An 11,998-nucleotide genomic window follows, 5' to 3' on the forward strand; every position below is an offset into this window, starting at 1 on the left:
GAGGTCCTGCCGTGACCGTCGCGCCGCACGCAATAGCGAGGTTACCTCACTATGTGGGTCCGCGCTACTGTTGGCGCCATGGCCGACCCCGAGCTCAGCGAAGCACTCATGCACGCGAGCCGCGCGCTGCGCCGCCGGATGTGGTCCTCGCTGGAGGGCTGGGACCTGTCCCCGCACCAGGCGCGGGCGCTGCGGACGGTGTGCGGCCACGACGGCGCCCGCCTCAGTGAGGTCGCCGCCCACCTGCGCATCGCCCCGCGCTCCGCCACCGAGGTGGTCGACTCCCTCGAGGCCCGTGGCCTCGTCGCGCGGCAGCCCGACCCGGCGGACCGGCGGGCCGTGCTCGTCGTCGCCACCGACGAGGGCCGCACGGTGCACGCGGCGGCGGACGAGCTGCGCGGCGCGGCGGCCGAGGACTTCTTCAGCCGGCTGGACGCGCGCGAGCGCGAGGAGCTCGCGTCCCTGCTGCGCCGGCTCGTCGACTGAGTCAGACGCCGAGCGCCTGCCGCACCAGGGTGAGGGCCTCGCGCGAGTCGATGCCGAGCGAGCGGACGGTCTGGGCGTAGGTCTCAGCAGCCCGTGCCGCGGCGGCGTGGTCGCCACCCGCACGCTCGGCCGCCGGGTCGGTGACAAAGGTGCCCGCCCGGCCGCGGCCCACGAGCAGGCCGTCCGCCTCGAGCTCCCGGTAGGCCCGCGCGACGGTGTTCGGCGCGATGCCGAGCTCGTCCGCCAGGGCCCGCACCGTGGGCAGCCGGTCGCCCGGGCGCAGCGTCCCGTCGCCGATCTGCGCGGTGAGCTGGGCGCGCAGCTGCGCGAAGGGCGGCTCCGGGGAGCCGGCGTCGAGTCGCAGTGTCATGCGGCATCCGCGAGGGGCGGGGTTGCGTCGAGGGGCACGGTCACACGCTAGGGCGCGGGCGACGGTCGTGCCAGTATCCGCGGTTCGGTGGCGGCCCGCGGTGTGCACCCGCTCGCCCGCTGGGGCCTATCGGGAGTCCGCCGCGCGACCTGCCGCCCGGTAGCTGTGGGCGTCGGTCCCGGCGGCCACGCCGGTGACGTGCTCCGCGTGCGAGAGGGACTCGGCCAGCAGCCGGTGGACGTGGGCGTCCGTGGCAGAGTAGTAGACGAAGGTGCCGTCGCGTCGCGTCCTCACGAGGCCGGCGAGCCGGAGCTTGGCGAGGTGCTGGCTCACCGCGGCGGGTGTCGCCCCGACGTTCTCGGCGAGGGTGTTGACGTTGGACTCGGCCTGGAAGAGCGCCCAGAGGATCTTGACGCGCGTGGGGTCGGAGAGCATCCGGAAGCGGTCGGCTGCGATCTGCGCGTGCTCGTCGTCGGGAACGGGGCGTATCGGCTCGTCGTGCACACGTCCAGCGTAGCGTCGTGTCGTTATCTGCATAGATGAGCAGGTAGTTTGGAAGCATGAACGCGTCACTGCAGCCAGGGCTCGACGGCCCGCGTGTCGGCCACGAGGACGGCCATGGCCACGAGCACGAGCACGAGCACGAGCACGAGCACGAGCACGAGCACGAGCCCGGCCACGACCACGCGCACGGCACTAGCCACGGGCACGACGGCCCGTGGGCTCGGCTGCGCCATGCCCTGGTGCCGCACAGCCACGACCACAGCGAGACCATCCGGACCGCAGAGGAGAGCAGCGCGATCGGGATCCGCGCCGCGTGGGTGAGCCTGGCGGGCATGGGCGCCACTGCCGTGCTCCAGCTGATCATCGTCTGGCTCAGTGGCTCGGTCGCACTGCTCGCCGACACCCTTCACAACCTCGGTCACCTTGCGACGACCATCCCGCTCATCATCGCCTTCCGGCTCGGCCGGCGTCCCGCGACCCGGCGCTACAGCCACGGCTTCCGCAGGGCCGAGGACCTCGTAGGGCTCCTCATCGGGCTCGTCGTCGCGCTGTCGGCGGCCCTCATCGTGTGGGAGTCGGTCCGTGCCCTCAGCGCCGAGCGCGACATGACCCACCTGGGGTGGGTGCTCGCCGCCGCCCTCGTGGGCGCGGCCGGCAACGAGGTCGTCGCGGTCTACCGCATCCGTGCCGGCCGGCGGATCGGCTCCGCGGCGCTGGTCGCCGAGGGGCAGCACGCCAGGACCGACGCGCTGACCTCCCTTGCCGTCGTCATCGGCGTCGTCGGGGCGTGGGCGGGCGTTCCGTGGCTCGACCCGGTCGTCGGCCTCGTCATCGCGGCCGTCATCGTCGCGGTGCTCGTCGGCTCCATGCGCACGGTCGTGCGCCGGCTCATGGACGGCGTCGAGCCCGAGACTCTTGACCTGCTCGAGGCCGAGTCCGGTCGGGTGGCGGGAGTCGTCGCGGTGGACGCGGCGCGGGCCCGGTGGACGGGCCACCGGCTCGAGGCGGACGTCGAGATCAGTGTGGAGAACGGCCTCACCCTCGAGCGCGGCATCGACGTCTGTCGCGCGGTCGAGGAGCGGCTGCGGACGCGAGTGCCCCACCTCGAGCGCGCGGTGGTCCGCGTCGTGTCCACGGGCTGACCAGCGGAGCGGCGCCGCCCACGGCGGCCGACGTGAGACAGCCGCGGCGCCTGACAGGCGACGGGGATCCCATTCCCCTGCGCGGTGCCGACGCCCTACCCTGCTGCCATGTCGCTGACCTGGGCACAGGCGCTGGCCTGGCGGCTGCGCCGACAGCTTCTCGCTCCCACCGGGACCGGGACGGTGGACGACGTCGTCGGCCGGCTCGGCGCCGTCGTCGCCAAGGACCTGGGTGCTGCGGAGCTGGCCGTGCGGCTGCGCCTGCAGCAGTCGCGGGCCGGTGCCCTCGCCGCCGCCCTCGCCGACGGGCGGCTGGTGAAGACCTACGCCTTCCGCGGGGCCACCCACCTCATGACGCCGGACCAGGCCTCCGTCCACCTCGTGCTGCGCACCGCGAGCCGCATGTGGGAGCTGCCGAGCTGGCAGGAGTACTACGGGCTCGCGCCGCAGGACTGGCCCGCCCTGCGGGACGTCGTGCGGGAGGCGCTCGCCGGCGGCCCGCTCACCCGCACCGAGCTCGCCGTCGCCGTCGCCGCCGAGCCGGCCTTCGCCCAGCTCCACGCTTCGATCGAGCGGGGCAACGACACCCTGCTCAAGCCGCTCGCCTGGCAGGGCGTCCTGTGCTTCGGGCCCGACCGCGGCGGCCGGACCACCTTCGCGAGCCTCGAGGCCAACCCCCGCTGGCCGGGCCTGCCCGAGCTGGACGACGCCGGTCCCCGCGCCGTGCGCACCTACCTCCGCAGCTACGGCCCGGCCACCCCGGAGCGGGTCCACTACTGGCTCGGGGAGGGGCTGGGTGCCGGCCGCCGGCGGGTCCGGGACTGGCTCGCCGGGCTCGACGGCGTGACCACGGTGGACGTCGGGGGCGAGAGTGCCGCCGTCCTCGCCGAGGACCTCGACGACCTGCACGCGGCGGTGCCGACGGACGCCGTGCATCTCCTCCCGGGCCACGACCAGTGGGTGCTGGGGCCCGGGACGGCTGACCCGCACGTCGTCCCGCCGGCCCGCCGCGCCGCCGTCACCGGCGGCGCCAACCTCGTCCTTGCCGGGGGCGTCGTCTCGGGCACGTGGACCGCGCGAGGCGACGAGGCCGCGGTGAACTGGTTCGCCGAAGCCGGTCCGCCGCCCGCCCGGCTCCTCGAGGACGAGGTCGCCCGTCTCGGCGAGCTCCTCCAGCGGCCGCTGCGGGCGACCGTCCGGGTCTCCTAGGAGACCGGTGCGCCGACCGTGACAGGTGCGCGGGTGGGACGGGCGGGCCGCCTCACGGCCGTCGAAGCGGCTCTGCTAGGTCACAGCGCGAGGCTGGACACGAGGGTCGACCCGCCCGTCGGTCCCATTGTGCTCACTGGGGGACGTGTGGTCCAGCGCCCTCAGGACGCGCCTCAGCCGTCCGCGGGAGCGAGCCGGTCGAGCAGCTCCCGCACGGCGGCCAGCCGCGGGACGCCCTCGTAGCGCGTGACGACGGTACCGTCCGCGTCAAGGACGACGACGGTGGGGGTCTGGGTGATCTCGAGGCGGGCGGCGAGGTCGGTGTCGTGGGCGACGTCGATGTCCAGGTGGCGCACCCCCGGCGTCGTCTCCGCCACCCGGGCGAGCAGGCCGCGCGCGGCCCGGCACGGCGCGCAGAAGCCGGAGGAGATCTGGAGCAGGGTCGCCCGCTCACCGAGCGGCCCGGACAGTCCGAGCGCGTCGGCGGTGAGGGAGGAGGAGGTCACCTGCCCGATTCTACGGAGCCCCCGGCCGCCCCGCGCCGCGGCCGGGTGCCCCACGTAGGGTGGTCGGGCACCCGACCCCTGGAGGCCTCCCCGTGAGCCGACGTCCGACCCGCGCCGCGGCCCTCGCCGTGAGCGTGTGCCTCGTCCTTGCCGCCTGCTCGAGCGAGGACGGGCCCGACGACGCCGAGACCCCGACCGCCGAGCCGGCCCCCGAGCGCGGGTCCGTCCAGCAGCCGGCCGCCACCGCCGTCCTCCCCGGCACCGACGGCGAGCTCGCCCTTGCCGCGAGCCACACCTTCTTCGCGCAGGCGCCCGTCGTCGTCCTCGCCGACGACGCCGACCCGGCCTCCCGGCTGCGGGCGAGCAGCGCGAGCCTCGCCCTCGGCGCCCCCGTCCTCCTCGACGACGACGCCGCCGCCCTCACCGAGGAGCTCGACCGCCTCGAGGCGGGCTGGGTGCTCACCGTCGGTGACGCCGCCCTGCCCGAGGAGCTGGGCGACGTCGTCGCCGTCCCCGCCGACGACGCCACGCTCGCCGAGCACCTCGACCTCCCCGCGGGGGAGCCGGTCGAGGTGGCCGACGGCGAGGAGGTGGCCGCCGTCGTCGGGCTCGAGCGCGGGACGCTCACCCCGCTCGCCCCCGCGGCGGGTGCGGCGGACGACGAGGAGACAACGGACGAGACCGCCGAGCAGACCACCGCCCCCGAGGCGACGTCCGAGCCGGCCGCCGACGGCGAGGAGATGCCCGCGACCGAGCTGCCCGAGCCCGTGACCGGCACCCTCGCGCTCACGACCGGCGCGCCCGAGGAGCTGCTGGCCACGGCAACCGCACGCGCCGCCGGTGCGGACGTCGCCGTCGTGCCCGGCGGGGACCCGCGGGCCACGAGCGAGTCGGTGACCGCGCTGAGCGAGGCGGCGCCCGAGCACGTCGTCGGGCTGGGGGACGCCTTCGGTGACGACGAGACCCTCGCCTGGCGCGCCGCGACCGCGGAGACCGGCGTCGAGCTGCCCGGCGGCGGGCAGCTCGTCTTCCCCGGCAAGCGCTACGTCGCGCTGTACGGCAGCCCGGTGACCCCCGCCCTCGGGGTGCTGGGCGAGCAGGGCACCGAGGAGACGATCGCCCGTGCGCAGGAGCACGCGCAGCCCTACGAGGAGCTCGTGGACGACACCGTCGTCCCGGCCCTCGAGATCATCGCGACCGTCGCCTCCTCCGGTGCGGGCGACGACGGCAACTACTCCAACGAGTGGCCCGCGGAGGACCTGCGCCCGCTCGTCGAGGCGGCGGGGGAGGCCGGCCAGTACGTCGTCCTCGACCTCCAGCCGGGCCGCTCCTCCTTCCTCGAGCAGGCCCAGCTCTACGCCGAGCTCCTCGAGCTGCCCCACGTCGGCCTGGCGCTGGACCCGGAGTGGAACCTCGGGCCCGACGAGCAGCACATGGTCCGCATCGGCTCCGTGACCGCCGAGGAGGTCAACGAGGTGGTCGACTGGCTCGCCGACTTCACCCGCGAGCGGGACCTGCCGCAGAAGATGCTCGTCCTCCACCAGTTCCAGGTGCGGATGATCGAGACCGTGCCCGAGGTGGACCTCTCACGCAGCGAGCTCGCGGTCCTCGTCCACGCCGACGGTCAGGGTGGCCAGGGCGCCAAGCAGGACACGTGGCGCACGCTCCACGAGCACGGGCCGGACATCGAGTGGTGGGGCTGGAAGAACTTCTACGACGAGGACTCCCCGATGCTCACCCCGGAGCAGACCATCTCCCAGGTCGACCCCGTCCCGCACTTCATCACCTACCAGTAGGTCAGGGCAGCACGAAGGGGAGGGCCGCGAGGACCACGTAGGCGAGCGGGACGAGCACGGGGGGCAGGAGCGCCGCGAAGCGGCCACGAGGCGGCGCGGCCGGCGCGTCCGCCGGCGGGAGCGGTGAGGTGACGCTGTCGTCGTCGCTCGTGAGCTCGCGGTGCTCGAGGACGGCGAGGACCACGACGACGACGAAGAGCGCGACGGCGACCGCCGCGGGAGGCAGCGTGACGAGCGCCGGCAGGTCCAGCCGCCCGGCGACGGCCGCGCCGACGCCCGCCGTCGTCGTGAGGAGGGCCAGCGGCACCCCCACCGCCCACGGCCGCGCGACGAGCGGGCGCAGGAGGACGGGCAGCGCGAGCAGGACGGCCCCGAGGAGGACCACGGCGCCGAGCTGGACGGCGTTGTAGGACAGTGCCTCGCCCCGCGCCCACGCGAACGCGGCGGAGGTGCCGACGAGGAGGGCGACGACCTGCGCCGCGGCGATGAGCGCCACCCGCCACACGCCGGCCACGAGTTCCGGTGAGCGGTCCTGGTCGAGCCGGCGGGCGTACTCGGTGGGGTCGCCGAAGGCCTCCTCGGGGCTGTCCCCGCTGTCGGTGCAGTGCGCCTCGACCTCGGCGAGCCGGTCGCCGATGACCGGGCCGGGGACGTCCCGCATCCGAAGCTCGAGGACGAAGTCGTCGCACCAGCGCTGGTGGGCGCGGACGAAGGGCCGCTGCCACACCTCGTGCGGGGCGGCGGCGCTGCTCGGCGTGCTGCTCATGTCGTCTCCTGTGTAGTCGTGGGTCAGGGGGTCGGGACGGTGGCGCCCGACAGGTGCGCGGCCACGGTTGCCGCGAAGGCGTGCCACTGGGCGGTGCCCTGCTCGAGCGCGGTGCGCCCAGCATCGGTGAGGGCGAAGTACTTGCGCCCGGGGCCGCCCTCACCCGCGCGCCACTCGACGGTGACGAGCGCGTTCTTCTCCAACCGCCCGAGCAGGGGGTAGAGGGTGCCGCCCTTGATGTCACCGAAGCCGGCCTCGGCGAGGTCGGCGGCGATGGCGTACCCGTAGGTAGGTCCGGTGGCGAGCGTGCGGAGCACGCAGAGCTCGAGGGCTCCACGGAGCCACTCGCTGCGTTGGAGTGTGGCGCTCATGACTAGATGGTGCCACTAACTAGTCAGGTTGTCTAGGTAGACAGTCTGAATACGCGCTCGCGCGTCGGTAGCCCGGCGGGAGGTGTGGTGTGCCGCGGGTAGGAAGGAAGGCGAGCCGGGGTCAGACGGCGGGGGAGGCGGTCGGGGGAGGCCTTCGGGAGGGGACGCGGCTGGCGGGTGCTACCTCAGCGCAGGGGCGTGTGTGCGGGGTCGACCCTCTCGCCCTCGCGCACCGGGCCGGGCGGGGTGCCGTCACCGAAGGGCCGCCCGCCGAGCGCCTCGCGGCCGTGCGGGGTGGTCCAGCCGGACAGGTCCGGGCCGACGGGCACGATCTGCGTGGGGTTGAGGTCGGTGTGGACGACGTAGTAGTGCTGCTTGATCTGCTCGAAGTCGATCGTGTCGCCGAACCCCGGTGTCTGGAAGAGGTCGCGGACGTAGCCCCACAGCGCCGGCATCTCGCTCAGCTTGTTGCGGTTGCACTTGAAGTGCCCGTGGTAGACGGGGTCGAAGCGCACGAGCGTGGTGAACAGGCGGACGTCCGCCTCGGTGATCGTGTCGCCCACGAGGTAGCGCTGGTGCGTGAGCCGCTCCTCTAGCCAGTCCAGCGCCGTCCAGAGCCGGTCGTACGCCCTGTCGTAGGCCTCCTGCGAGCCGGCGAAGCCGCAGCGGTACACGCCGTTGTTCACCTCGGTGAAGACGCGGCGGTTGACGGCGTCGATCTCCTCGCGCAGGTGCTCGGGGTAGAGGTCCGGCGCCCCCTCGCGGTGGTGCTCGCGCCACTCCGAGGAGAGGTCGAGGGTGATCTGGGCGTAGTCGTTGGTCACCACCTGCCCGGTGGGGACGTCGACGATCGCCGGAACGGTGATCCCGCGGGGGTAGTCCGGGAAGCGCGCGAAGTAGGCCTCCTGGATCCGCTCGATGCCGAGCACCGGGTCACGACCGCCGGGGTCGAGGTCGAAGGTCCACGAGCGGGCGTCGTGCGTCGGCCCGGGCAGGCCGAGGGAGATCGCGTCCTCCAGGCCGAGCAGGCGGCGCACGATGATCGTCCGGTTCGCCCACGGGCAGGCGCGCGCCGCGACGAGCCGGTAGCGACCGGGCTCCACCGGGTAGCCGTCCGCGCCGTCGCGGGTGATGCGGGTGGTGATGTAGTTCGTGTCCCGGGTGAACTCCTGCCCGGAGGTCACGTAGCTGCCGGCCGTCGAGTGCGCGTCGTCCATGCCCACGACCGTAACCCCCTCCACGATGCGTCGCCCTTCTCGATCGTGCGGCGCCCATTCCGTCACCCGGGGATGAGTGGAAGGTACGACGCATGGGGTTCCACGGGCGGACCGGCTCAGCCGGGCGGACCCTCCCACGGGTAGCCGAGGGAGACGAAGGCGTCCCGGACGGCGTCCCGGTCGCCCTCGACGTCGTCGTCGAAGAGCTCGCGGCCGGACGCCGTCTGGATGACCACGTTGGACCTGCGCCGGAACACGGCATCCACCTTCTCCCGGGCGATGACCCGCTGCACACCGCCGCGGCGCTCCACCCGGATCTCGCGCGACGTGAGGTGGAGGACCGGGCTCTCGTGGATGACCCAGATCGCGAAGGCCAGCCCCAGGACGAGGCCCACCGTGGGCCGCAGCCACACCAGCCAGGCCTGGTCGAAGGAGCCGAGCAGCCGGAGGGGGCCCTCGAAGGGGAACCAGGGTAGGTCGGCGGCGAGGCGCGCGAGGTAGGGCAGGGCGACGCCGGCCAGGGCGCCGCCGGCACCGAAGACCCCGAGGACCCAGCGCCGTCCGGCGGCGTCGAACCCCCCGAGAGTCCGCGACTGGTCCTCCCCGCCTGTCATGCCCGGCAGCGTAGTCCGGCCGGCGCCGCAGGTCCGCGACGCCGGCCGGCCTCAGAAGCGCTCGCTGCGCTCGTGGACGCCGTGCTCGCTCGAGTACACCTCGGCGCCGGTGATGAGGACGCGCTGGACGCGGGAGAAGACGTCGAGCGGGTCGCCGGACCAGACGACGACGTCGCCGTCGAGTCCCGGCCGCAGCGCTCCGACGCGGTCGTCGAGCCCGAGGATCTCGGCCGGGTTGATCGTCAGCGCCCGCAGCGCGACCTCCCGGTCCAGCCCCTCCTTGACGGCGAGGGACGCCTGGTGGACGAGGAAGTTGATGGGGACCACCGGGTGGTCGGTGGTGATGGCGACCTTGACCCCGGCCTCGGCGAGGCGGGCGAGGTTGGCGATGTCGCGGTCGCGCAGCTCGACCTTGGAGCGGCTGGTGAACAGCGGCCCGAAGATCACCGGCACGCCCTTCTCGGCGAGCACGTCGGCCACGCGTGCGCCGTCGGTGCCGTGGTTGACGACGAGCCGGTAGCCGAACTCCTCGGCGAGCCGGATCGCGGTGGCGATGTCGTCGTGGCGGTGGGTGTGCTGGTCCCAGATGAGCTCGCCGTCGAGCACCGCGGCCAGCGTCTCGAGGGTGAGGTCGCGCTCCACCGGCTTGCCCTCGGCCAGTGCGTGGTCGCGCTTGGCGGCGTAGTTCTGCGCCTTGACGAAGGCGTCGCGGATCACCTTGGCCACGCCCAGCCGCGTGGAGGGCAGCGCCTTCTTGTCCCCGTAGACCCGCTTGGGGTTCTCCCCGAGCGCGGACTTCACCGACACCCGCTCGCGGATGACCTGCTCGTCGACGGTGCGTCCGCCCCAGGTCTTGATCGCCACGGTCTGGCCGCCGATGGGGTTGCCCGAGCCGGGCTTGACGACGGCGGAGGTCACGCCGCCGACGAGCGAGTCCCGGAACCCCTCCTCCTCGATGTTGATCGCGTCCAGGGCGCGCAGCCCGGCGCCCACGGGGTCGGTCATCTCGTTGACGTCCGCCCCGGCCCAGCCCTCGCCCTCCTCGCTCACGCCCATGTGGGCGTGCGACTCGACGAAGCCGGGCAGCACCCACGAGCCGGTCGCGTCGACGACGCGCACGCCCTCGGGGACCTCGACGTCGGCACCGATGGCCGCGATGACGCCGTCGAGAACGAGGACGGTGCCGTTCTCGATCGGCTCACCGTCCACGGGGACGACGTAGCCGCCGGTGACGGCGACGGAGGCGGTGCGGGTGTGGCGGGGCTGAGGAGTGGTCGTCATGTTCCAGTGGTATCACCCGCCGGGAATGGCAGGCTTGGCAGCGAGACGGCGTGGTGCCGTCTCGGGAGGAGACGCGACATGGCCGCACGTGAGCCGGGAAGCACGACGCCACAGGGCACCACACCGGGTGGCCCGCAGGGGAGCTCGTCGACGGGCCGGGAGGCGCGCAAGCCACAGCGAGGGGACCGCAGCAGGCTGGGGTGGATCGCCATCACGGTCGCGGGGCTGCTCACGGCCTGGCAGATCGTCTACGCGATCACCGTGGAGAGCGTCGCGAACAGGGACACCTACGAGTCCATCGGGCTCATGCTCGTGCTCGTGCTCGCGGTGGGTTCCCTCGTGCTCGGGATCGTCGCACTCGCCCAGCGCGTCCTGCCGCGCTGGCCGGCCGTCGCCGCCCTCGCCGTCGGGGTCTACGCGTTCATCGTCGCGATCGCCGGCTGGATCGGGCGGCTCATGTACTGAGCCGGCCGGCTCAGGTGTCGATGTCGTCGCGGGTGCGTGCGCGGACCCGCAGCGCGATCCCGCCCAGCACCGCCGAGAGCAGCGAGCCGAGGAGGACACCGACACGGGCGTGGCTGCTCTCGACGGAGCCCGGCTCGAAGGCGAGCTGCGCGATGAGCAGGGACACGGTGAAGCCCACGCCCGCGAGCAGGCTCATCCCCACCATGTCCTTGAGGTTGAGGCCCTTGCCGAGGGCGAGCGGGGTGAGCGTGACGAGGAGGGCGGTACCGCCCCAGATGCCGATGAGCTTGCCGAGCGGCAGGCCGAGGGAGATCCCGACGGAGACCGGGTCGGTGATGACGCCGAGCAGGCCACCGGAGTCGACGACGTTGACGCCGGCCGCGAAGAAGGCGAAGACCGGCAGGACGAAGCCGGAGGAGATCCAGCTGACCCTGTGCTCGAACTGGTGGGACAGGTCCTCGTCCTCACCGGGACGTGCGACGGCGGGGACCACCATGCCGAGGAGCACGCCGGCGATCGTCGCGTGGACCCCGGAGGCGTGCATGAGCGCCCAGGCGACGACGCCCACGGGGATGAGCACCCACCAGGCGGTGATGCGGCGGCGGACGAGCACCGCGAAGACGGCGACGGCGAGGAACGCGGCGGCGAGGAGGAGGTAGTTGAGACCGTCGGCGAAGACGACGGCGATGATGACGATGCCGATGAGGTCGTCGACGACGGCGAGGGTGAGGAGGAAGAGCCGCAGCGCAGGAGGGAACCCCCGGCCGAAGATGCCCAGGAGGGCGACGGCGAAGGCGATGTCCGTCGCGACGGGCACCGGCCAGCCGTCCCAGACCCCCGAGCCGGTGACCGCCTGGACCAGGAGGTAGACGGCGACGGGCCCCAGCACCCCGAAGAAGGCGGCGATGACGGGCACGGCCGCCGTGCGCGCGTCGCGCAGCGAGCCGGTGACGAACTCCTGCTTGAGCTCGAGACCGACGGCGAAGAAGAAGATGGCGAGCAGGCCGTCGGAGGCCCAGGCGGCGAGGGTGAGGTCGAGGTGCAGCGCCGCCGGGCCCACGGTGATCTCCGACAGCGAGGCGTAGGCCTCACGCCACGGGGAGTTGGCCCACACGAGCGCGAGGAGAGCGCCGACGAGCAGCACCATCCCCGCGAACGTCTCGTTGCCCAGCTTCTCGCGGTACGTGCCGAGGGGACCGAGGCGGGTGGTGGACGGGCTGGGCATGGGCAGGAGCCTCTCTCGGGCTGGACGCGGCGCTGGCGGGAAGTCT

General features: G+C 73.6%; 15 protein-coding genes. 5 read left to right on the forward strand and 10 right to left on the reverse strand.

From position 1 onward, the window contains the following. The first annotated feature begins 78 nt into the window (after nt 1-78). The gene (locus ACWPXV_RS00160) at nt 79-486 is read left to right on the forward strand and encodes a MarR family winged helix-turn-helix transcriptional regulator (RefSeq protein WP_454083314.1); all 408 of its coding nucleotides are present in this window, start codon (nt 79-81) and stop codon (nt 484-486) included. Between the two features lies 1 nt (nt 487). Here ACWPXV_RS00160 and ACWPXV_RS00165 read toward each other — a convergent pair whose 3' ends face one another. From ACWPXV_RS00165 to ACWPXV_RS00175, 3 genes are all read right to left on the reverse strand, one after another. Then, nucleotides 488-856 (reverse strand): GntR family transcriptional regulator, encoded by a 369-nt coding sequence (locus ACWPXV_RS00165; protein ID WP_454083315.1) that lies wholly within the window; start codon nt 854-856, stop codon nt 488-490. A gap of 126 nt (nt 857-982) precedes the next feature. After that, on the reverse strand, nt 983-1,360 hold the full coding sequence (locus tag ACWPXV_RS00170; protein ID WP_454083316.1) for an ArsR/SmtB family transcription factor: 378 nt from the start codon (nt 1,358-1,360) through the stop codon (nt 983-985). 65 nt (nt 1,361-1,425) lie between these two features. Continuing rightward, on the reverse strand, nt 1,426-1,548 hold the full coding sequence (locus tag ACWPXV_RS00175; protein ID WP_454083317.1) for a hypothetical protein: 123 nt from the start codon (nt 1,546-1,548) through the stop codon (nt 1,426-1,428). 51 nt (nt 1,549-1,599) lie between these two features. Between ACWPXV_RS00175 and ACWPXV_RS00180 the strand changes: the two genes are divergently transcribed. Together ACWPXV_RS00180 and ACWPXV_RS00185 are read left to right on the forward strand one after the other, a co-directional pair. After that, complete coding sequence (locus tag ACWPXV_RS00180; protein WP_454083318.1) at nt 1,600-2,502, forward strand: cation diffusion facilitator family transporter; 903 nt, start codon at nt 1,600-1,602, stop codon at nt 2,500-2,502. Between the two features lie 108 nt (nt 2,503-2,610). Next, nucleotides 2,611-3,711, forward strand: coding sequence for a DNA glycosylase AlkZ-like family protein (locus tag ACWPXV_RS00185; protein ID WP_454083319.1), 1,101 nt, complete (start codon nt 2,611-2,613; stop codon nt 3,709-3,711). A gap of 173 nt (nt 3,712-3,884) precedes the next feature. Here the strand turns inward: ACWPXV_RS00185 and ACWPXV_RS00190 are convergent, their stop codons facing one another. After that, nucleotides 3,885-4,217, reverse strand: a complete 333-nt coding sequence (locus ACWPXV_RS00190; RefSeq protein WP_454083320.1) for a TlpA family protein disulfide reductase — start codon at nt 4,215-4,217, stop codon at nt 3,885-3,887. A gap of 92 nt (nt 4,218-4,309) precedes the next feature. Here ACWPXV_RS00190 and ACWPXV_RS00195 point away from each other — a divergent pair, with 92 nt between their 5' ends. After that, nucleotides 4,310-6,013, forward strand: a complete 1,704-nt coding sequence (locus ACWPXV_RS00195) for a hypothetical protein (RefSeq protein ID WP_454083321.1) — start codon at nt 4,310-4,312, stop codon at nt 6,011-6,013. 1 nt (nt 6,014) lies between these two features. Here ACWPXV_RS00195 and ACWPXV_RS00200 read toward each other — a convergent pair whose 3' ends face one another. The 5 genes from ACWPXV_RS00200 to ACWPXV_RS00220 all read right to left on the reverse strand — a co-directional run bounded on the left by ACWPXV_RS00200 (nt 6,015) and on the right by ACWPXV_RS00220 (nt 10,262). Continuing rightward, complete coding sequence (locus tag ACWPXV_RS00200; protein WP_454083322.1) at nt 6,015-6,779, reverse strand: hypothetical protein; 765 nt, start codon at nt 6,777-6,779, stop codon at nt 6,015-6,017. A 23-nt stretch (nt 6,780-6,802) separates the two neighbouring features. Beyond that, nucleotides 6,803-7,150 carry a PadR family transcriptional regulator gene (locus ACWPXV_RS00205; protein ID WP_454083323.1) on the reverse strand — a complete coding sequence of 116 codons (348 nt, stop codon included), beginning with the start codon at nt 7,148-7,150 and terminating at the stop codon, nt 6,803-6,805. A 185-nt stretch (nt 7,151-7,335) separates the two neighbouring features. Beyond that, on the reverse strand, nt 7,336-8,367 hold the full coding sequence (locus ACWPXV_RS00210) for a glutathione S-transferase family protein (protein WP_454083324.1): 1,032 nt from the start codon (nt 8,365-8,367) through the stop codon (nt 7,336-7,338). 116 nt (nt 8,368-8,483) lie between these two features. Continuing rightward, the gene (locus ACWPXV_RS00215) at nt 8,484-8,981 is read right to left on the reverse strand and encodes a YqeB family protein (RefSeq protein WP_454083325.1); all 498 of its coding nucleotides are present in this window, start codon (nt 8,979-8,981) and stop codon (nt 8,484-8,486) included. Between the two features lie 51 nt (nt 8,982-9,032). Continuing rightward, nucleotides 9,033-10,262, reverse strand: a complete 1,230-nt coding sequence (locus tag ACWPXV_RS00220) for an amidohydrolase (protein WP_454083326.1) — start codon at nt 10,260-10,262, stop codon at nt 9,033-9,035. Between the two features lie 78 nt (nt 10,263-10,340). On the opposite strand from ACWPXV_RS00220, the gene ACWPXV_RS00225 reads away from it, so the two are divergent. Next, nucleotides 10,341-10,727 (forward strand): hypothetical protein, encoded by a 387-nt coding sequence (locus ACWPXV_RS00225; RefSeq protein WP_454083327.1) that lies wholly within the window; start codon nt 10,341-10,343, stop codon nt 10,725-10,727. 10 nt (nt 10,728-10,737) lie between these two features. Here ACWPXV_RS00225 and nhaA read toward each other — a convergent pair whose 3' ends face one another. Then, a complete protein-coding gene (gene nhaA, locus ACWPXV_RS00230) occupies nt 10,738-11,952 on the reverse strand; it encodes a Na+/H+ antiporter NhaA (protein WP_454083328.1) in 1,215 nt (404 codons plus the stop codon). Nucleotides 11,953-11,998 lie beyond the last annotated feature (46 nt).

The organism is Georgenia sp. Marseille-Q6866 (genome assembly GCF_965111665.1).